The sequence below is a fragment of the Leptothermofonsia sp. ETS-13 genome, assembly GCF_049200465.1.
Lineage (GTDB): Bacteria > Cyanobacteriota > Cyanobacteriia > Leptolyngbyales > Leptolyngbyaceae > Leptothermofonsia.
Window position 1 is genome coordinate 3,705,916 of sequence record NZ_CP120836.1, and the last position, 18,860, is coordinate 3,724,775.

At 49.0% G+C, this 18,860-nt stretch carries 19 protein-coding genes and 3 pseudogenes; 6 read left to right on the plus strand and 16 right to left on the minus strand.

The window, feature by feature from the left end:
* Positions 1-18: 18 nt before the first annotated feature.
* Positions 19-930 (minus strand): type IV pilin-like G/H family protein, encoded by a 912-nt coding sequence (locus P4D80_RS16860; protein WP_421655175.1) that lies wholly within the window; start codon positions 928-930, stop codon positions 19-21.
* Positions 931-1,055: 125 nt separating this feature from the next.
* Between P4D80_RS16860 and P4D80_RS16865 the strand changes: the two genes are divergently transcribed.
* Positions 1,056-1,970, plus strand: coding sequence for a carbohydrate ABC transporter permease (locus tag P4D80_RS16865; protein WP_421655176.1), 915 nt, complete (start codon positions 1,056-1,058; stop codon positions 1,968-1,970).
* Positions 1,971-2,151: 181 nt separating this feature from the next.
* Here P4D80_RS16865 and rsfS read toward each other — a convergent pair whose 3' ends face one another.
* The 4 genes from rsfS to P4D80_RS16885 all read right to left on the minus strand — a co-directional run bounded on the left by rsfS (position 2,152) and on the right by P4D80_RS16885 (position 6,311).
* Positions 2,152-2,589 carry a ribosome silencing factor gene (gene rsfS / locus P4D80_RS16870; protein WP_421655177.1) on the minus strand — a complete coding sequence of 146 codons (438 nt, stop codon included), beginning with the start codon at positions 2,587-2,589 and terminating at the stop codon, positions 2,152-2,154.
* A gap of 223 nt (positions 2,590-2,812) precedes the next feature.
* Positions 2,813-3,505 (minus strand): bis(5'-nucleosyl)-tetraphosphatase (symmetrical) YqeK, encoded by a 693-nt coding sequence (gene yqeK, locus P4D80_RS16875; RefSeq protein WP_421655178.1) that lies wholly within the window; start codon positions 3,503-3,505, stop codon positions 2,813-2,815.
* Between the two features lie 139 nt (positions 3,506-3,644).
* The gene (locus tag P4D80_RS16880; RefSeq protein WP_421655179.1) at positions 3,645-5,138 is read right to left on the minus strand and encodes a type IV pilus twitching motility protein PilT; all 1,494 of its coding nucleotides are present in this window, start codon (positions 5,136-5,138) and stop codon (positions 3,645-3,647) included.
* A gap of 342 nt (positions 5,139-5,480) precedes the next feature.
* Positions 5,481-6,311, minus strand: coding sequence for a hypothetical protein (locus P4D80_RS16885; protein WP_421655180.1), 831 nt, complete (start codon positions 6,309-6,311; stop codon positions 5,481-5,483).
* A gap of 111 nt (positions 6,312-6,422) precedes the next feature.
* On the opposite strand from P4D80_RS16885, the gene cobU reads away from it, so the two are divergent.
* Together cobU and P4D80_RS16895 are read left to right on the plus strand one after the other, a co-directional pair.
* Positions 6,423-6,977: a bifunctional adenosylcobinamide kinase/adenosylcobinamide-phosphate guanylyltransferase gene (gene cobU / locus P4D80_RS16890; protein WP_421655181.1), complete on the plus strand. Its 555-nt coding sequence runs from the start codon at positions 6,423-6,425 to the stop codon at positions 6,975-6,977.
* A 278-nt stretch (positions 6,978-7,255) separates the two neighbouring features.
* Positions 7,256-7,681, plus strand: a complete 426-nt coding sequence (locus P4D80_RS16895; RefSeq protein WP_421655182.1) for a hypothetical protein — start codon at positions 7,256-7,258, stop codon at positions 7,679-7,681.
* 41 nt (positions 7,682-7,722) lie between these two features.
* Here P4D80_RS16895 and P4D80_RS16900 read toward each other — a convergent pair.
* The 4 genes and pseudogenes from P4D80_RS16900 to P4D80_RS16915 form a co-directional block, all read right to left on the minus strand.
* Positions 7,723-8,031, minus strand: a pseudogene (locus P4D80_RS16900) (transposase); the annotation flags it as partial.
* Between the two features lie 14 nt (positions 8,032-8,045).
* Positions 8,046-8,225: pseudogene (locus tag P4D80_RS16905) on the minus strand (transposase); the annotation flags it as partial.
* A 248-nt stretch (positions 8,226-8,473) separates the two neighbouring features.
* Positions 8,474-8,824 (minus strand): annotated as a pseudogene (locus P4D80_RS16910) (transposase); the annotation flags it as partial.
* 169 nt (positions 8,825-8,993) lie between these two features.
* On the minus strand, positions 8,994-9,260 hold the full coding sequence (locus P4D80_RS16915; protein ID WP_421655183.1) for a hypothetical protein: 267 nt from the start codon (positions 9,258-9,260) through the stop codon (positions 8,994-8,996).
* Positions 9,261-9,652: 392 nt separating this feature from the next.
* Between P4D80_RS16915 and P4D80_RS16920 the strand changes: the two genes are divergently transcribed.
* Positions 9,653-9,934: a transposase gene (locus P4D80_RS16920; RefSeq protein WP_421655184.1), complete on the plus strand. Its 282-nt coding sequence runs from the start codon at positions 9,653-9,655 to the stop codon at positions 9,932-9,934.
* A 332-nt stretch (positions 9,935-10,266) separates the two neighbouring features.
* Here the strand turns inward: P4D80_RS16920 and P4D80_RS16925 are convergent, their stop codons facing one another.
* The 3 genes from P4D80_RS16925 to P4D80_RS16935 all read right to left on the minus strand — a co-directional run bounded on the left by P4D80_RS16925 (position 10,267) and on the right by P4D80_RS16935 (position 12,913).
* Complete coding sequence (locus P4D80_RS16925) at positions 10,267-10,452, minus strand: hypothetical protein (protein WP_421655185.1); 186 nt, start codon at positions 10,450-10,452, stop codon at positions 10,267-10,269.
* A 305-nt stretch (positions 10,453-10,757) separates the two neighbouring features.
* Positions 10,758-11,969 carry a DNA polymerase III subunit beta gene (gene dnaN, locus P4D80_RS16930; protein ID WP_421655186.1) on the minus strand — a complete coding sequence of 404 codons (1,212 nt, stop codon included), beginning with the start codon at positions 11,967-11,969 and terminating at the stop codon, positions 10,758-10,760.
* A 755-nt stretch (positions 11,970-12,724) separates the two neighbouring features.
* On the minus strand, positions 12,725-12,913 hold the full coding sequence (locus P4D80_RS16935; protein WP_421659616.1) for a hypothetical protein: 189 nt from the start codon (positions 12,911-12,913) through the stop codon (positions 12,725-12,727).
* On the opposite strand from P4D80_RS16935, the gene P4D80_RS16940 reads away from it, so the two are divergent.
* On the plus strand, positions 12,842-13,075 hold the full coding sequence (locus P4D80_RS16940) for an IS1-like element transposase (protein ID WP_421659509.1): 234 nt from the start codon (positions 12,842-12,844) through the stop codon (positions 13,073-13,075). The genes P4D80_RS16935 and P4D80_RS16940 overlap by 72 nt on opposite strands.
* 4 nt (positions 13,076-13,079) lie before the next feature.
* Entirely contained in the window at positions 13,080-13,538 is a 459-nt protein-coding gene (locus tag P4D80_RS16945) for an IS1 family transposase (RefSeq protein WP_421655187.1), read from the plus strand.
* 119 nt (positions 13,539-13,657) lie between these two features.
* Here P4D80_RS16945 and dnaA read toward each other — a convergent pair whose 3' ends face one another.
* The 4 genes from dnaA to P4D80_RS16965 all read right to left on the minus strand — a co-directional run bounded on the left by dnaA (position 13,658) and on the right by P4D80_RS16965 (position 18,837).
* Positions 13,658-15,061 carry a chromosomal replication initiator protein DnaA gene (gene dnaA / locus P4D80_RS16950; RefSeq protein WP_421655188.1) on the minus strand — a complete coding sequence of 468 codons (1,404 nt, stop codon included), beginning with the start codon at positions 15,059-15,061 and terminating at the stop codon, positions 13,658-13,660.
* A gap of 516 nt (positions 15,062-15,577) precedes the next feature.
* Positions 15,578-16,039, minus strand: coding sequence for an ATP-binding protein (locus tag P4D80_RS16955; protein WP_421655189.1), 462 nt, complete (start codon positions 16,037-16,039; stop codon positions 15,578-15,580).
* Positions 16,040-16,042: 3 nt separating this feature from the next.
* Positions 16,043-17,740 (minus strand): SpoIIE family protein phosphatase, encoded by a 1,698-nt coding sequence (locus tag P4D80_RS16960; protein WP_421655190.1) that lies wholly within the window; start codon positions 17,738-17,740, stop codon positions 16,043-16,045.
* A gap of 347 nt (positions 17,741-18,087) precedes the next feature.
* Positions 18,088-18,837 carry a PTPA-CTERM sorting domain-containing protein gene (locus P4D80_RS16965; protein ID WP_421655191.1) on the minus strand — a complete coding sequence of 250 codons (750 nt, stop codon included), beginning with the start codon at positions 18,835-18,837 and terminating at the stop codon, positions 18,088-18,090.
* Positions 18,838-18,860: the final 23 nt, after the last annotated feature.

The window sequence follows — 18,860 nt, forward strand, 5'->3', positions numbered from 1 at the left end:
TAGGTTGGGCGATCGGCATTAGGGAAAAGGCTGAGTATCTTCACGGCATCGAATTCTAGGTTCTGCTCCAGCTTCATTCGTAATCAGATCTGGCAGGCGGGGAGGTAAGCGAGTGGGCTCTTTTGTCTGACAGATGGCTGCTATTAGGGTGAAAGGGCCTTCTTTTCCAGTTGCTGTAAACACTGCACCCACAAAACTCTTGAGCCCAAGCCGCTTCGCCACCCCTCGAACCCCCACCCATTGGTTCTTTTCTCCTGAGACAATCTCATAGCGGTAATTTTCAGTTTCTTGCTGAAACCCAGCCCCCAACTGGTCAATTGCGCTAGCATACTGACTATTTTCCAGATAGTAGGCAAGCTCCGCCTGAATCAAGGAACTGACATACAACCTGCCCTCCATTTCCTTACTTTTGCCCCTCACTTTTTGAGCAATGTCCTTCACATCCGGTTGAATCGTTGGGCTGTTAGAAATCTTTTTCAACGGTGGATCCGAGAACGCAGACGGTCTTGGAGTAGACGGATTGATGCCAGACAGTTGCAGCCGCAGCAACCCCTCCTCTGTGAAATCAAAAATCGTCTTAATCTGGTCATCCGAGCGGTTTGAAAGGGTGAGATCCAGATGCATGGGTTGACGTTTTGAATCAATTTGATATGCCATACTGGCAACGGCTGTTTCTCCTGAAGCGCCAGCCATTAAAATAAACAGTTTGCCCTCTGAAGTGAAGGTAAAGATAGCATTACTCACCTCGGCAGCAGGTGGTCGGATGGTTTGCCATTGCCCAATCAGTTTCTGAATGACTAGATCTGTTTCTTCGGGGGAAGTCTGCGCATCTTTAGCAATGGCAGGGAAGGGGGTGATGGAGTTTTCCCGCGAGAGCGTCTCCCAGCCCCCTGCACCCAGGAGCAATCCCAATGCCAGCAGAACTCTCATGGATGTTTCAAAACAGAACTGTTTCAAACCAGTAAGATCCATTTGGAGAAGGCTTCAGATTTCGTCAGCCTATCCTAGCAACCGATAGAAACAGCACGTCCTAATTTTTAACAAATGTAAATTCTATGTCTGCCGATCAGCCCTCTCACCCATCCTCCATCAGAGACCTGCCTTCTCAATATTTAGACAACGAGGCGATCGCAGCCTGGTTTTTTCTAGCTCCTGCCTTAATTCTGCTAAGTATTTTTGTTCTATATCCGATTGGCTACCTATTCTACCTCAGCTTTACAACGGGTAGCTTTACCCGGTCGGGCATTCACTGGGCAGGTTTGCGTAACTACTGGCGGCTCGTCCTCAGCCCTGATTTCTGGCAGGTGCTGGGCAATACCGTCTATTTCACTGTGGCAACCGTCATTCCCAGTCTGATCATTCCTCTGGGCTTGGCGGTATTACTCGATCACACCTTCGCCCTGCGAGATCTACTGCGAACTGTCTACTTCATTCCCTCGGTTACCTCTCTAGTGGCCGTTGGCTTAGGTTTCCGTTGGCTATTTCAAACAGATGGTCCCGTCAATCACTGGTTGGGTTCCCTGGGAATGGCTCCTGTTCCCTGGCTCAGCAGTACAACCTGGGCAATGCCGGTACTGATCTTGCTCAGCCTCTGGAAACAACTGGGCTTCAACATGGTGGTCTTTCTGGCAGGGCTGCAAACCATTCCCACCACTCGATACGAAGCCGCTGAATTAGATGGGGCTGGAGCCTGGCAGAAATTCTGGCACATTACCCTTCCCGGTTTGCGCCCAACATTGGTGTTCGTCACCGTAACCACCGCTATCTTCACCCTGCGTAGTTTTGAGCAGGTGTATGTGATTACAGGCGGTGGACCGTTAAATTCCACCAATCTGCTGGTCTACTACATCTATGACCAGGCATTTGCCCAATTCGACTTTGGCTACGCCGCCGCCGCCGCGACCTTGTTACTGGCAGCAACCCTGGTACTGATTTACTTCCAGCTTCGGATTTGGGAGGAAGATGGGTAGGAGCCAAAGTAAGTAATAAGCAACTTGACAAAATTAAATTGAAGATAGATTCGGGGGGTGGAGGGGGTGGAATCCCCTGCCTGGGGGCGAAGCCCCCCATTCCTTCTTCTTACAATGTAATTGGGTGGAGCTACTTAGTGAGGGGAGAGGTGTGAGGATAACACCTCTCAGCCTCTAATCCTCAACTGGCCAGGGCTTCTAGGTTAACCCGTTCCGCATGTCCCCAGAACGCTTCCAGATTATAGAAGTCTCGTTCCTGGGACAGCATGGTGTGAACGATGACATCTTCGTAATCCAGCAAAATCCACGTGCCCTCTGCCTGGCCTTCAATGTGAGCTGGGGCGCGCTGTAAATCTTCTTCGACTTTTTCCTCAATGGAGCGCGCGATCGCCCGCACCTGTACCTTTGAAAACCCTGTCACAATGACAAAGTAGTCTGCCAGAGGAGACACATCTGCTACCCGCAAAATGGCGACATCTGCTCCCTTACGCTCTTCTGCCGCATGGGCGATCGCCATTGCTAACCGCAAACTGGGATCTGTTAAATCAATAGGCTGATTGCCTTTCCCAGAAGTCACGACATTAGAGACAAAAGATGGTACTTGAGAATAATTTGGCATGCAATTTTTAGTTCCTTACGCGATTTTTCAAATGAACAATCATCAAGCAATCATCAATAGTTAGGGAATTAAAAAATTCAATGAACATGGACATGACTCCTCACAAAGAAATTTAAAGATGATCCAAGAGAGATTAAGGGGAAAGTTTTTGGAGCGGTATAGGAATGAAGGTGTCATTTAGAACTCAAAACTCATAACTCAAAACTCATAACTCAAAACTCTCCTAGCCCCTTTTCTCTCTTACCTTCTCCATCGCCCAGTTACGAGTCAGCACAGTTCTGGGATGGATGAGATGCCGGGAAGCCAGCAATTGCTGGATGGAGTAATCGCAAGTTTGCCAAACTGCACAGTAAAGGTTTTGCAGGCTCAATTGGCGTAAATGCTCAAGCTCTGGAGTGTCACCCCGTCCCGGTTCAAGGCTGTCTGCTAAAAAGACCACACAGCTCAGAGGGCTCATTCCAGGACGTCCCAGGGTGTGATTACGAATTGCCTCAAGCACTTCGTCGTCGTGAACGCCAAACTCGTTGCGAGCAACGATCGCCCCCACCTCTGCATGCAGTAGATGAGGATTCGCTTCTTCTACAGGGTCTAGCTCCAAACCTTCCGCTTGAGCTATTTCTAAAAGGCGTTTGGGTTTGAAAAATTTCGCTAAATCATGCAACAATCCTGCCTGGGCTGCTCGCTCCTCATCTAACCCATGATGACGAGCCAGCTCGGTTGCCATCCTTTCAACTCTTAAAATGTGTTGCAGGCGAGCATCCGGGACATTCTTACTTAACCAGTTTAAAACTCGATCGCGCTCAATCTCAGGCAGCGTTGCTTGACTTGGAGGCAGGCTTTCAGGTTGGCAGACTGTCTGCAAAGGCCTGACAGTTTGAGAAGGGATTGAATGCAGAACACTGAAAGATTCACGCATTCAGAAAGAAACTCCTTGCTTGTGCCAAGACAAAATCAGCATCTATAGGCGCTCTGTAGAGATGAGAATCAATGTGTCCCTATTTTAGCTTAGAGATTTCAAATATTTTAATTTCATTAAAGAAATTTAGCCGGTTCAGCTATCGACTGAAATACTCCGATGACATCAAACCGGAGCGGCTTGAGCGGCGAGTGTGATTCTTCAGCATATAGTGCAAATCTTCAGGAGCGAGAGAGGCCGCGATCGCATCATTAGCATTAATTACCCCTGCTTCATACAGGTCAAACAATGCCTGGTTCATTGTCTGGCTGCCATTATTTCCTTCCTCCATCAGCAGGTAAATCTCTTCTGTATTTCCCTTGAGCAAATAATCTCGAATGGCATCCGTGTTCAACATAATTTCGAGCGCTGCGGTTCGCCCACCCAAAACGGTAGGCACTAACGTCTGAGCAATCACCGCCCGTAAAGCATCTACAATTTGAATCCGAACCGTATCCTGCTCTTCTGGACTATAGAAATTAAGCAGGCGCTTGAAAGCGTTGACCGCCCCCTTTGTATGCAAGGTACCCAGGACCAGGTGCCCGGTCATAGCGGCTCGAATGGCAGTATCAACCGTTTCGCGATCGCGCATTTCCCCAATCAAAATCACATCCGGATCCTGCCGTAAGGATGCCCGCAATGCGTCTTTAAACTCCTGGGTATGTAAACCCACTTCCCGTTGAGTCAGTAAACACTGGTTTGACGTATGTACGTACTCAATCGGATCTTCAATGGTGACAATTTTGCGCGGTAAAGTATCGTTAAGATGCCGCAGCATGGCTGCCAGAGTTGTGGATTTACCCGAATTGACCGGCCCCGTAACCAGAATCAACCCCTGTTTCTCCTCCACCAGATAACCCAAAATGTCTGGCAGACCCAGTTCCTCCAGAGAAGGTACCTTGAGCGAAATCAAACGCAACACCATCGAACCACCCATAATGGACTGGGCACAATTCACCCGGCACCGCACCAGTCCTTCGTACAAAATGGCCGTGTCTAGCTCCTGCCGCGCCCGGAACTGCTCCAACTGCGTGGAGGACAGCACTTCCTCCAGAAAATCATCAAACTGGCGAGCCGTGATTCGACCATAGGACGCCTGTGGTGTCATCTTGCCCTGGATCCGGAAGCGGGGAGGCTCTCCAACCTGGAGGTGAATATCAGAAGCTCCTTTGGAAAAGGCGTCTTCAACCAGGGCGCGAACCGTCCCCTGTCTCTGAATTTCTAAGCCAGGACCATCAATGGCGATGGAGTTCAGGCTCATTGCCTCAGTTCCCTGGGCAGTAGGTCCGCAATTCACACGGCACTGCATGAACCCAGGAATACGGGCATCTGCGTCGAGTTTGCGATGTTCCAGGTAGTACTTTAGCTGCTTGGGCGACAAAACCTCGTGCAGGTACTGGCGAAATTGTTCTGGCGTCAGAGGAGCAATGTGATCTTGAGGAAGTAGCTTGCCACTCAAGCGATAGAAGGGTGGCCGTCCCGGCTGAAGATACAGCGCTGTAGCACCCCGGTCATAGGCATCCTGGATAATGAATCGGATTGAGGTAGACGCATCAAACGCTGTGTGTTCTTCTGAAGCCTTAGTTGCGGTCATAGAAAATCGTTTCCAGTGTGACTAGGAACTTGAATACGGGTAGAAGGGCCTCAACCCCCTCACCCCGGAGGAAATGGATAGATGCATTGGCTGAAGGCAGTTCCAGAAACTCGATCAGGAGTAAAACTATTTAACTGGACTGAGTCAGATAGGTGCAACCGAATTTACCGCAAATTCAAGTTGCAACCCCGGAGAAGCCAGATTGAGAAACAATAAAAATATAAATATAAAACGAAAAGATAGAAAACATCCTGCCATTTGCTTCTAAATACACTTGAAATTCAAAGAACCTCAGCGGCAATGGCACAAATCGTATCAATTCTTTATAAAACTGGGTGCCACTTACGCATTGAGTCGGCTATGAACCATAACCAGTGTTTCAGCCAGTTGCTCCAGACGAGTCTCCAGATATTGCTTGCGGGAAAGTAGCAGCCGGAGTCGCTGGTAGCGAGCGATCGCCATCCCAACCGCAGGCACCTGCTCTGCCGGACAATGACGAAACCAGAGTTGCCCATCTTCATTCAACCCACACAGGCGGTATCCAGCAGCATTTGCCTCTGATTGCAGTTTTTCGCCATAGGGGCTGGTGGATGTCGGCAGGGGCTCCTTTTGAGAATGAGCCCGCATCTTTTCAACATAATCCATCAGGCAATCCACATCGGCATGGCGAAACTCTGGAGCTTCTCCATCCTGGTGGGCATAGGACTCCAGCCAGCCATCGACAATCGGCCCTTCCAGATAGAGGTCTTGAATTTGCCGGAGCACTTGCTGGAGTTCTTCCTGCCAACCAGCAACGATTGTTTCCATTTCCTTGAGCAAACCCATTGCCAGCGTTGGGTTAGCGGCATTACGATGGCTGCTAAAGCTGGGCGTTTTTAGCCTTGGTAAGGCTGGAGTTTTAACCTCGCTCAGACTGGTTGATAAAGGCTCAACCGTCCCCTCTTTCGGGACATGACTCGTTTCAGTCGAGGAGTCTTTCAACTCCACAACAGGTAGAATCGGCAGTGTCGGCAAACTCGCTTTTACAGAATTGGGTGAGCTAGAAGAACTGGTGGAAACAGTCAGTACTTGATCTGAATCAATTCGAGACGGAATGGAAGCCTCTAATAGATCGGAACGTTTGGTTGCTAGCTGATGTAATGCAGCTTCAATCCGTTTCAAGTTTTGTTTCATTTCGGTCTATCCTCAAACAATGTAATTGTGAAGCGGTCGGAATGTTACTCTAAGCCGACAATGCCCTAGTATTCTATTGCGGCGAGGCAATTATGTTTCAGATTTCTTGAAATGGGTAAGAGGTTAATTCTAGTCACCGGTCCGGCTCGCTGTGGTAAGAGCGAATGGGCTGAAAAATTGGCGGCTCACTCTGGAAAGAGCGTGATTTATGTTGCCACAGCCCAGGTTGACCCAACGGATCATGAATGGCAGGCCCGCATTGAGCGCCACCAGCAGCGCCGACCGACAAATTGGAAAACCCTCAATGTTCCTGTTGAATTGACGGCAACGATTCTCTCAGTGCCCCAGGACACCTGTCTGCTGGTCGATTCATTGGGTACCTGGTTAACAAACTGTCTGGAGCAGGACGATGATACCTGGAACACAACAGTATTTGAGCTTGTGAAGAGTTTAAGCAAGACTGGGTGCCACATTATTATAGTTGCTGAGGAAGCGGGATGGGGGGTTGTTCCGGCCTATCCAACAGGGCGAAGGTTTCGCGATCGCCTCGGCTCCTTAACTCGACAAATTGGAGCGATCGCCAATGCTGTCTATCTGGTTACAGCGGGTTATGCCCTGAACCTGAAATGCATTGGCATTCCTTTGCAGGGGAGATTAGAGGAATAGGTAAAGCTACATTTTCACCTCCGTTGTACAGGTTGATTTCTTACAAAAGGCAGAAGTTCAACCTCTGTAATCCGCGATATGCTGAGCCTGCTAAATCAACGACAGGTCTTTTCAAGAAATCTCTCTAGAGTCTGCTCTTTAGTAGAACTTAATTTTAGTTACAGATTTCGATTCATTAGTACAGGGGTTGCGCACAGTAGCATGGAGCTATTGGAAGAGGCGACAATCCTCTAATTCAAATAGAGACAGCGATCGCGTTTTTGAATTCCTACAAACCTATGGCATCTGAACAACAGGTTAGGCAGTATCTCGCTTACTGGTTTCAACTTGGCAAACGAGTTCTCATCCAAGGTGGTGAGGAAGCTTTGCTCCCCCGTCCTGTGATCCAGGGCAATCATTACAGTCAGGAGTTTGAAAGCTGTTGGCAGAAAATACGCTCTACCAATGCAAGTACTGCTTACTTGGAAGGCACGAATCAAACCATTGCTGAGTTGTTATCTCCTGTCTGGGAAGTTAATCCATGCAGTCGTTGTTCTATGCCGGTTCCGATTAGGACGGTAGGTGTATCTGCATCCTCTGAATGCCCCTGTTTTGATCTGCCCGATTGGCCCAACAGTGAAATTCCCCAGCCTCGTGCTCCTGTTGATAGCCAGGCATTGCTACTTCACATTCGCGATCGTCTGCGTCAGGCAAGTGGGCAGTAACTTCTGTCTTTGCAGTAACCTCTGTCTTTAAAGAGGCTTTGTTACATGAATAGCTTTAAGGCCCTAGGGCGTATTTTAAAGCCTAGAGTCAAAAAAGAATTGCAGCAATAGTGAGCATCGCCATATACCTGTTCAATTTCACTCTCCACTTGGTCAAGCCACCCCTCAAATGCCTCATCGTTACTGACATCGTTGGTACTTACCAAAGCACTGACCACCTCTCCCGTTGCCTCATTGATCCCTACAGGCAGTTTGCGCCAAGTGCGGCGTTTGCCCACTCCGTGTTGTCGGGTTTTCCACTCGCCTTCCCCCCAGACCTTGACTCCGGTAGAATCCACCACGACATGAATGGCTTCGTCAATGCTCAATTCTCCCTTCGGCGCGACAAGGTCCTATGGTCAGGCACCCGCATCGCTACTCCCATCAGAGCAAACAGCGATTCCACGAACCCTTCGGTTTGCCGTTCCGTCAAACCAACCAACGATTGCAGGGTTGCCATCAACTCAATTGCCAAGTCACTATTAGTGTTTGAGGCTCCTTTGCGCCCAGTTTTCTCCCGATTGAACTATGCCTCAATTACCGCCTCGCTGACCCAAAAGGTCAAACTCCCCCGTTGCTTCAAGGCAGCATCATACTCAGACCAATTGCGGATGTGGTACTGGTACTCGGAGTTTGATTTGGACATATCGACAACCGCTCAAACTACAGTTAGATTCGACTATTTTCGCTTCTTCCTCCTATTCGTGCAACAAAGCCTGTTTTCACTGTGGAATGTTTTCACTGTGGAATACTTTAATACCAATTCAAGAAATACCCGCTACAGATAGTGCATCGAGGATGAAATCCCATTCGGTCAGTGATGCAATCGTCTGTGACTCTAGTTTCTGCACCTCCTGTGCCAGTGCTTTGCGCAGTTGGTTGAAATTCCTCATAATTTTGCCAAGCAAAGGCTGCCTTGAGGTGCTGCCAGAGCCGCTCAATTGGATTGAGTTTTGGAGCATGAGCCGGTTGAAAACCTAACAAGATGTTGTCATGCACCTGCAAAGACTTGGCAGGATGAGCGAAGGCATTATCGAGTTGAATGATGTTGAGAGAATGGGGAAATTGCTCAGATACCAACTTCAGATAACCCTCAAAGCACGCACTATTGAAATGGGAGAACTCGTAGAACTGAAATGGGAGAACTCGTAGAACAAGCTCTCCCCCGTTTTGGGTTCAACGATGCCATAGAGAGGAAACGCTTCCCGTTGCCCCTGCCCCATAGGCTTAACATCTTTGGCGGTAATCTGGCGACATGGTGGGGTTTTCACCCTCAGCGAGATTCATCCTCGCACCAGTAGCGCACATGGGTCGCCCGGTTGACCAACCGCATCAGCGCTAAACGAGTAGCAAAGGTTTCTTTAAAGTTGTCATCTGCTGTGGTTGTTGCCCAATACTGCGCGGACGAGGCACCTTCTTCAACTTGGCTTGGAGCCGATAGATGGACTCGCTCTTTGCTGCTCGCTGTTTTCTGGTCTCGCAGCAGTTCTTTTAGTTCTGCTTCGCTTTCAGGGATCTCGATTTTGCACACCCCGACCATGATGATTCCTTTCCTGATGACTTCCTTTTTCTATCTGTAGCAGATAAAAATAGAATTGGTATAATCTTCCCACCCTAGATCCTCAACCCATTCGATCTCGCTCCAAATTTGGGGAGCGTTTAGATTTTTTGTGTAAATCCAGGTCATGGGAACGGGGATTCAAGGGCTTCATCCTGGTGAAACCCAGTTTTTTGAACACTCCCAAATTTGAACCTGGTAGGGCTTGCTGTAGCGGAGTAGACACAGGAGTGGTTAAGCAGAATGAATTACCGTTGGTTACAAACAAGTGGGTTTGGGCATAAGAACTGATCTTTAAGTATGATTTTAAAGATCAGTGAGTATCCTCTCAAAAGCCTCTAGATTGACCATATATCGTTTGTTCACCTTTCATCATGAGTCATTTAGCCGAAATCGAGCCCCCCCCCTTGCGCCAACCCCACCCGAGTGACCTCAGTGATGCAGCATGGCAATTAATCCAACCATTATTGCCTCAACCCAAAGGGTTTGGACATCCCCGAACCGTCAATCTCAGAGAAATTCTCAATGCCATCTTTATTACGGCCAGCGAACAGGGTGTTAGTGGGAGATACTGCCTCATGATTGTCCGCCTTACTCCACAGTCTATAGTTATTTCTCTAAATGGCAATGCAAAGGCATTTGCAGGACATTCATGACAAAATCCGACATCCATTGAGAACAAATAAGATGGGGTGAGACGCTGATTCAGCCGTTGCTATTACCGATCTCAATTGGTTGCGAAACAGAAAAAAAGGGAGATCTACGACTATGATAGTGACAAGGAGGTTAAAGGGCGTAAACGCATATCGTTTTTGACTCGCAAGTATTTGTAATTGGGGTTATCGTGACTGAAGCGAATACGTCTGAGTGATTGGCAGCCATATTTATCTTGTCAGAAGAAAGAAATAAATTATCGCGATTAAAGAAGATTTGGGTAGACCAGGGGGATTCAGGCGCGAACTTTAGAGAGGGAATGGGGGCTTCGCCCCTAGCCAGGAGTGGACCCCCTGCACCCCGTCCTAACCACAATGACTACCGCTATATCAATTAGCAAGTGCGTTTCATCCACCCCACCTAACTCCACAACCCAACTGCGCCGCAACCGCTCTAGCGTCCCATCGAGTTGTCTTAAGCGACGGCTGAACTGCTCTGGTCTAAGAGTTGCGGAAACCAACTAGTAAGTTGGCGCGAATAAAGCCAAGGAATTGGGTTTCCCCCGGAAAGGGCAAGTAGTCTATCAGCAAAGTCAGGGGTAGCATTTCGCTATCACTGAATTGAGGGCGGACACCGGGATGAGCCATTTTAAGGGGCAATTTGGCCTTGATACCAATCGTCAATCAATACGAAAACGATACCCATCATCAGCTCGGCAAAGTCTAGGCTAGTCATAGGAGAGATGAGTTTCATTGATGGTACTTTGATTCTCATCCTCTCCCGTTCCTTTGTCTGATTCAGATTAGACGTAAATTATTTTCAAAACTAATTCCTGATTTGGACGGGCATCACCAAATACGTCATCTTTACACCCCCAAGGGGCGTCAAAATTGCCGGACTTGTTGCACTATTCAATTGCATCTGAACTTCGGATGTTGTGATGACCTTCAAGCCATCCATCAGGTATTTCACATTAAAAGCAATATCCAGTTCATCCCCTGTAATTTGAGCCGGAATCGTCTCCTTCCCGCTACCAACATCTTGAGCATCGACTGAGAGGGTAAGTTGCTGATTCACCCCGTCCAGGGTGATTTTGACGATGTTGTTTTTTTGATCTGCCAGAACGGCGATGCGTTCGAGGGCACTCAATAGCAGACGGCGATCGCAGGCCATTTGGCGGGCAAACTGGCGAGGCACTAACTGGTTGTAATTTGGATACTGCCCTTCCAGTAATCGACTGGTAAGGCGTTGATCGGTCCATTCAAACACCACCTGGCTCTGGTCAAACTTGACGGTAACCGAATCGCCCATTTGTCGCTCTAACATTTTGGTCAATTCTTGCAAAGCCTTTGCTGGAATCGTCACATCCAGAGCCTCAGCTGATTCTTTGACTGGAGATTCCTTCGCTGCGGCCTTGCCCTTGCCCTTAGCAGGTTTAGAAACTTCAGCTCCATCTTCAGCATTTGTCGTCTGCACGACTGCTAACCGATGTCCATCCGTTGCTGCAAACTCCAACCCATCTGTCTGAATAGTCAGATGAACTCCCGTCAAAACTTGCTTAGTATCGTCACTGCTAGCCGCAAACAGAGAACTACGCAACCCTTCAATCAAACTCTCCACCGACAGTTGAATTGCCTCTCCATCTTCAACAAGAGGCAATGCAGGAAATTCCTCTGCTCCCATCCCTCGAACCTGGTAACGACCAGAGGCGCAGGTTAATGTCACCACATGGCTGGCATCAGTAGTGTTATCAGCAGTCCCTTCCTCCAGCAAAATATCCCCCTCAGGTAAGCGAGATACGATATCGTTCAGCAATTTGGCAGGTAGAGTCAACCTACCCCCTTCTTCTACCTCCGCTGGAAAGCTGGTCTGAATGCCCAGGCTAAGATCAAATGCGCTCAACTTCACCTGCTGAGACTCTTCATCTGCAACTAGCAGTACATTGGCTAAAACCGGATGATTGGGTCGGGAAGAAACCGCACGGCTAGCCAGGGAAAGATTGGTGGCGAGGCTGTTTTGAGAGCAAACCAGTTTCATAGAACTTCAACCTTGGGCGAGAAGAAATAGAAGTGCTTGGGCGAGAAGAAATAGAAGTGGAGGCTGGACAGAGACCAGAAAGGGACACCCATCACTAGCGATTTGAGAATTCGGCAGACTCTACCCCTAGTGTTTGGAGTGTTGCTCCGGTATGTTATCACCCCTGTTCTGATCGATCTAGAGGCAACTTCCGAGTTTTGTCCAGATAGTTCGAATCGATCTCTACTTAAGAAATTCTTATTTAAAGAGTAGTAGTAGGGGCTGTGGAAAATGTGGAAAAAGGTGTGGAGTATTGTCTAACTGACCTTCAAACGATCTTTAAGCCTGTGGAAAACCTGTGGAAAAGATAGGGGTTTACTCACAAGGTATAAATACTTGCCGATCTTTTCCACGATCGCCCAGCAGTTATTTACAGATTTTCCCCACAGTTTTCCACAGAAAATAGGAAGATTTTCCACAACTAAATATTTAGCTTAGTCACTCTTGATCACTAGAATTTTTGAAAGTTAAAAAACTGATAAACTACTAATAAAATAAAAAGAATCGCAATAGTTCTTCACTTAAAACTGACGATCAATAAGCCAATGTGATCGATGAAGGGCGATCATAACTTCCAACCATAGATAAACCACCCCCTGGCTTGAAGCTAACCTAAAAAACGACAGGGAGATGATTTTCGAGTTCTGCTACAGGCGGCGCTACGGGCGCGACAAGGAAGGTGGATGAGTGCTATCTCTTTATATCCAGGTAATGTTCTAGACATGGGGATAGGAGTCAGGGAAAATCGGAGCACTCGAACCCGTTAAATTCTCCCAAACAACTACGATGGTATTTGAACCTGTGCATTGTGCCCCACCTGTGAGAGCACGAATATCGTCAAGCATGGTAAAACCGCCGAGGGTAAGCAACGGTATAAATGCCGTAATCCTGAATGCACTCGTCATAGCTTTGTTCGGGAGTATTCTTACCGAGGCTACTTGCCTACTGTGAAACAACAGATTTGCGAGATGGCGCTCAACGGCGGCGGGATTCGCAATACTGCGCGGGTACTCAAGATTAGCCCAACCACCGTCCTTGAAGAATTAAAAAAAAGATCGTCATCTTGAACACGTGAACCGACCCTTGTTAGAACAACTTAAGCCGACCTCTGCGATAGTCGTCAAACACATTGAGGAAGCGGAAGCTGACGAGATGGGGAGTTTTGTTCACTCGAAGCAGCAGGAGCGTTGGTTACGGCACGCAATTGATCATCAAACCGGGTACGTGTTGGCCTATGTGCTGGCCGATCATACAGACCAGGCGCTCGTTGAGTTAAAAGCATTGTTAGAGCCGTTTGGCGTTCAAACGTTTTACACCGATGGATGGGGAGCGTATGCCCGTTTGGTGGATGAAGACCAGCACGTCGTTGGCAAGTGGAATACCCAAAAAATCGAGCGCAAACACTTAACGTTACGAACGCGAATTAAGCGATTAGCTCGCAAAACCATCTGCTTCTCCAAGTCCGAATGGCTGCATGACATCGTGATTGGATTGTTCATCAATCGCTACGAGTTTGGGTGGGCTGTTTGACTTCATCGATCCCCATGTCTAGAACATTACCATATCCAATACTCCATCACTCCGTTTCCATCCCATTCCCACTCCCCATCCCCCCTTCTGGCTCCTACCTCCTGCCCCTTAATGCCAGATTACTTTGATCCCTGGCTGGTCATGTTGATGCGATCGCTCAACTGTCTCAATGTTTGAGCTATGGATGGATCGGAATCTTTCAGCTGCGAAATTTTTTCGCAGCTATACAAAACAGTTGTGTGGTCTTTACCCCCAAATTCCTCCCCAATTTTGGGCAGGCTAAGATCAGTATGCTGACGCATCAGGTACATGCCAATTTGTCGTGCCAGACTAATTTCGCGCCGTCGGGAGTTACCCTTCAAGTCCTCCACGGAAACATCGAAAGCTTCTGCTATGATTAAAATTATTGACTCTGGCGACGCTTCTACCTTTTCAACAGGCGGATTTAGCACTGGGGCAATGTTTTCCACTGTCATCGGCAGCCCAGAGATGGAAATATAGGCAACCGCGCGAATTAGTGCCCCCTCCAGTTCTCGAATGTTGGAAGTGTAACTGGAGGCAATGTACTCTATTACCTCACGGGGCAGACGCATGTTTTCGTACTCTGCCTTCTTCTGCAAAATTGCCATCCGGGTTTCCAGATCAGGCGGTTGAATATCGGCAATCAGCCCCATGGAGAACCGGGAACAGAGACGTTCTTGCAGGCGGGGAATCTGGTTAGGGGGGCGATCCGACGCCAGAACGACCTGCTTTCCGGCTTCATGCAGGGTATTAAAGGTATGGAAAAATTCTTCCTGTGTGTATTCTTTCCCTTCAATAAACTGAATATCGTCTACCAGCAACACATCCGCTGCCCGATAGTGTTCCCGAAAGCTCTGCATACTGTCTTTACGGATAGCAGCAATCAGGTCGTTGGTAAATTGCTCTGTAGAGACGTAAAACACGCGTGAAGAAGGAGAGATGTCCAGGCGGTAATGTCCGATCGCTTGCATCAAGTGAGTTTTTCCTAACCCGACCCCCCCACAGAGAAACAGAGGATTAAACTCTCGCCCCGGTGACTCTGCCACTGCCAGGGATGCGGCGTGGGCCATACGGTTGTTGGAACCGACAACCAGCCGGGAGAACACATACTTGGGATTAAGGTCGCTGCGATTGCCTCCCTGACTCTTAGCAGTAGCTTGTTGCGGATTGGAGGTGAGAGGCGGAGGTGCCTCATCCAGCATTGGGTGGGGCCAAAACATATCAAGGCCGTTGAGGGCGGCATCGTCTCCCTGGGCGATTGAGATATGAATATCAATCGGTCTACCAACAACCTCTTGCACCACTTCAGTGATGGTTTTCATGTAGTATTTCTGGAGCCAATTGCGGGCGAAAGGGTGAGGGGTACGGATAACTAAGCATCCGTCCTCCAGCTGCTCAACGCTGGCTGTTTTAATCCAGGTCTCGAAAGTAGGGCGGTTGAGCAGTTGCTGCAAGCGCTCTAATACCTCTGACCAAACATTTTCAAGCGTTACTTCCACCACAACCCCTAATCCTCATAGTGAGGATGGCTAATGTTCAACAATTTACAAAGAAATTACAAAGAAAACATTGCTGCCTCCCAAATGAGGGATAAAAGCGAACTCGCTCCGTTGAAAAGGGACCCGGCAGCAAATCAAAAATAGGGCGCAACTACTATTCGTAGCGCTTAGACTCGCTCATCTATGCTACGCATAGTGTATCAGGTCAGTATTTGAAATCAACCCTCCATCCACCCACTTACTCATCCACGTCCCAACTCGGCAGTTATAGCTGTTGCCAGGGTGTTTAGGGCACTGGGTTTAAGGAGATGTGGGGTTTTGGCCCTGCCAGGGGTGAACCCCACGCACCCTGTCCTAAGCCTGATGGCTATGGCTATGCTTTTGAGCAATCGTATTTAAGGGATTAAGGATAATCCAAAACCCCTGAAAACTTTGCCAGAAGCAGTTTATCTGATTTTTCCACAGGCTGGTGATAAGATTTGACCTTCTTTAGGATTGGATTCCTTCTCCCCTGTTCCCTCACCTCATGCCGTTCGCGTTCCCCACTTGCTCTCCTGTGAGGGCTGCTTCTGGAAGACTGGCCTGCATCTTCAGGCAGTTGCGGCCATCCAACTGCAAACGATATTCAACACTGTCCATCAGCCGGTTCAGAATTAACCAGCCATAGCCGCTTTCTTGTTTCGCTTCTGGAGTAGGTGGCATGTAGGTTTCGAGATCATAGCCCTTGCCCTGATCCCAAATTTCTAGCTCAATGTCTCGATCGCGCAGTTCAAGGCGAATAAGAACAGGTAAGTTCGGCTGATCCTTGTGAGCGTGGCGAACGACGTTGGAGTAGGCTTCCACCAAAACGAGCCGGAGGCGGTTTGACTGGCGGGGCCAATCCACATGGTCGCCCACCTCAACTTCCAAGCTGCCCAACAGCCAGTTCTCGACGATGGACAAAAACTTCAGGTCGCTGGGTACATGAAGCTCAGTTCTCATTCCCTACAGAACCTCCAGAGAGAGTATAGTTTGGTCGTCTTCCTGAATTGTATTTTGCGATCGAATCCGGGAGAGCAGGTTAGATAAGTCCAGAGGTTTCTGCTCCTGAATTAAAAGCTGCCACAGCCCTGTCTGTTGCAGCATGGAACGGGAAGCTTTCTGGCTTCCGTTACCGTTGCCGTTGCCACTGGGGACGGTGGCTTCGGTGATGCCATCGCTGGTCAGCAGTAGTACCTCCCCTGGGTTGAGTTCCATGCTGCCAGATGCGGCTTTCCAGTTGGGTAAGATGCCCAATGGAACTCCTCTCACCTTGAGGTAGTTAGGTTCTACCGCGGATGGACTGGGGGCTGCCACCTGAGTTGCGATCGCCCGGTTCGACCAGACAAGGGGGTAGATGTGTCCGGCATTGGCATAGACCAGCTGGCGCGTGGAGGGGGTATAACGTGCCAGAACCATTGTGATAAAACAGTTGGCGCTAATCAGGTCTTCAGACAGGCTCCGGTTCAGGTTCTGCATCACAACATGCGGCTCTGGAGGCACTTCTTGAGATAGCTCTCGCCGCAGGACTGAGATAGCACTGGCCATGAACAGGGCAGCAGGTACCCCTTTGCCCGATACATCACCTACTGCCAGCCAGATATCTCCCTGGGGATGGGCATAAACCTCAAAAAAGTCGCCTCCAACTTCCCGCGCAGGATAGCAACAGGCCTGCACTTTCATGCCATCAAGTTCGGGTAGACTTTGCCGCAGCAAGTTGCCCTGGATCTGGCGGGCTACCTCCAGTTCTGCCCGCATCTGCTCGGCCTGTTCCTGAGTGCGACGGTAGAGTTTGGCCTGTGAAATGGCGAGAGCGGCCTGTTCTGCGACTCCCTGGATCAGTTCCATGTCTTCCCTCGACCACTGATTCTGGCTGCTTAACTGTTGTAACGCCAGGATGGCCAGAAAGTCTTGTTGATAGATGAGGGGAACAACTAGCTGAGGGATGGCATCGGATTCCTGACTGGCCTGGATGCAGCGGTGCTGTATAACTGATTGAATCAGTGGAGCGGTTTCGGCGTTTTTAAGAATGCTACTCAGGGGTTCCTGGGTTTCGGAATTGGTGGCAGAATAAATAAAGGCTTCTGGAATCAGGCGATCGCCCTCAATTGGATACAGCACACAGCGGTCTGCTGCAAACGTTCGCCCCAGGGTATCAGCAATGGTTTGCAATATACTATGGTAATCGAGAGACTCGCGAATCGCCGTTGTAACAGTGTTGAAAAGTGATTCACGGCGCAGAGCACGTTGCAGTTCATAGGTGCGCTGTTTGACAACCCGATAGGTATCAGCAGCTTGCTGGACAACACCCTTCAGCTGGTCTGGATTCCAGGGTTTTGTGATATATTTAAAAACTTTGCCGGCATTGATGGCTTCCACCAGATCCTCAACATCGGTATAGCCGGTAAGGACGATCCGAATCGTGTCAGGGAAACGATCAACTGTTTTACTGAGAAATTCCGTTCCCAGCATTTCTGGCATGCGCTGGTCTGAGATGATGATCGCCATTTCGCCCTGTTGCTCCAGAATGTCGAGGGCAGCGATCGCGCTATCGGCCTGAATCACGTCAAAATCGCGTCGGAAAGTGCGATACAGCAAATCCAGGTTATCAGGTTCGTCATCGACGACCATCAATTTGAGCTTACTACTCGTTCCCTGACTCATGTGATGCTCCGCGTCCTGAGGGCTGAGTTTTCTCCTGAAGTCTAACGTAGCTTCAAATTGCCTGTACCCGCTGTTTGTTGCTATAGCTATTGCCAGGTTGCTGAAGACATTGGCTTTAGAGGGGTGTGGGGGCTTTGCCCCCAGCCAGGAGTTCCACCCGTGCACCCGTCCCAAGTCTGGTGGCTATCGCTATAACAACTCTCTGTAAAGTAAGGTACCCAACAATGTGTTATCTCTAACAGCCTACAGGAGATGGTACGGAAGCCGATGATGGATTTTTGCAAATAGGGCTTATACGCAAACCTCGGAGGTTTAAAGAACCTCCAAGGTTTTGAAATGACTCACTATTACCGTTTGCGAAACACACCCCAGGCTAATCCAAGCAAACTGGGTAGCAAGGCTGGCGTGGGAACGGCAGGAAAGGGAGGAGGGGGTGGGACATTGGCTGCACGATAGGCGTGATTATCAGTTTCAAACGCTGGCCAGGTCGAGCTGAGCACAATTCGATTAAAAAACTCGTGGGATCCAGTAGCTGTAAAGTTAATGAAGCGGGATTCTGGGAAGTCCTCTTCGCTGATCACCAGGGTGCTGTCAAATTGATAAATGTGGCGTCCAGTGAAATGGCCGATCTCAAGATTGTTGTTGTAAAAAGTGATTTCGTTGTAAAAATCGACAGAACCCCAGTACAGACCAAAGTAGTCCAGGGGTTGATTGAAGGAAATAGTGACCGGACCGGGTTCCTGGGAGGAGCCGATGGTGAGGTAGGCAGATTCGTTATTCGGTGGGGTCAGGAAGCGTCCCAGGACAGAACCTGAGACTACCGCTGCCCGAGCTGGAGGCGGAGTGTGGTAGGTTGCCAGACCATCGGAATAACCATGGACGTTCGCTTCAGTTTGACTGGTGGCGTTGATGAGAGTATTGAAGCGAATGGTTGTCGCTCCCGGAACGGCAGAGATAATCCCCTCCCCTTCTACTGAATTGCCGCCCAGGGAAAGGGAAAGGGAAAGAGCTGACTCGGTGAATAGAATTGGCGATGCGATCGCCACTCCAAAAGCCATTACCACTTCTGGTAAACCTTTCCTGGAGTGTAGAGTCATAGGTCACCAGCCCTAGTGCACAG

What these genes read in the sequence shown, in the direction of transcription:
- P4D80_RS16915 (WP_421655183.1), bottom strand. Translation starts at nt 9,260, where the DNA reads ATGGTCGGGGTGTGCAAAATCGAGATCCCTGAAAGCGAAGCAGAACTA.
- P4D80_RS16860 (WP_421655175.1), bottom strand. Translation starts at nt 930, where the DNA reads ATGAGAGTTCTGCTGGCATTGGGATTGCTCCTGGGTGCAGGGGGCTGG.
- yqeK (WP_421655178.1), bottom strand. Translation starts at nt 3,505, where the DNA reads ATGCGTGAATCTTTCAGTGTTCTGCATTCAATCCCTTCTCAAACTGTC.
- cobU (WP_421655181.1), top strand. Translation starts at nt 6,423, where the DNA reads ATGGGTAAGAGGTTAATTCTAGTCACCGGTCCGGCTCGCTGTGGTAAG.
- P4D80_RS16955 (WP_421655189.1), bottom strand. Translation starts at nt 16,039, where the DNA reads ATGAGAACTGAGCTTCATGTACCCAGCGACCTGAAGTTTTTGTCCATC.
- P4D80_RS16965 (WP_421655191.1), bottom strand. Translation starts at nt 18,837, where the DNA reads ATGACTCTACACTCCAGGAAAGGTTTACCAGAAGTGGTAATGGCTTTT.
- P4D80_RS16895 (WP_421655182.1), top strand. Translation starts at nt 7,256, where the DNA reads ATGGCATCTGAACAACAGGTTAGGCAGTATCTCGCTTACTGGTTTCAA.
- rsfS (WP_421655177.1), bottom strand. Translation starts at nt 2,589, where the DNA reads ATGCCAAATTATTCTCAAGTACCATCTTTTGTCTCTAATGTCGTGACT.
- P4D80_RS16885 (WP_421655180.1), bottom strand. Translation starts at nt 6,311, where the DNA reads ATGAAACAAAACTTGAAACGGATTGAAGCTGCATTACATCAGCTAGCA.
- P4D80_RS16865 (WP_421655176.1), top strand. Translation starts at nt 1,056, where the DNA reads ATGTCTGCCGATCAGCCCTCTCACCCATCCTCCATCAGAGACCTGCCT.
- P4D80_RS16960 (WP_421655190.1), bottom strand. Translation starts at nt 17,740, where the DNA reads ATGAGTCAGGGAACGAGTAGTAAGCTCAAATTGATGGTCGTCGATGAC.
- P4D80_RS16920 (WP_421655184.1), top strand. Translation starts at nt 9,653, where the DNA reads ATGAGTCATTTAGCCGAAATCGAGCCCCCCCCCTTGCGCCAACCCCAC.
- P4D80_RS16935 (WP_421659616.1), bottom strand. Translation starts at nt 12,913, where the DNA reads ATGACGAGTGCATTCAGGATTACGGCATTTATACCGTTGCTTACCCTC.
- P4D80_RS16880 (WP_421655179.1), bottom strand. Translation starts at nt 5,138, where the DNA reads ATGACCGCAACTAAGGCTTCAGAAGAACACACAGCGTTTGATGCGTCT.
- dnaN (WP_421655186.1), bottom strand. Translation starts at nt 11,969, where the DNA reads ATGAAACTGGTTTGCTCTCAAAACAGCCTCGCCACCAATCTTTCCCTG.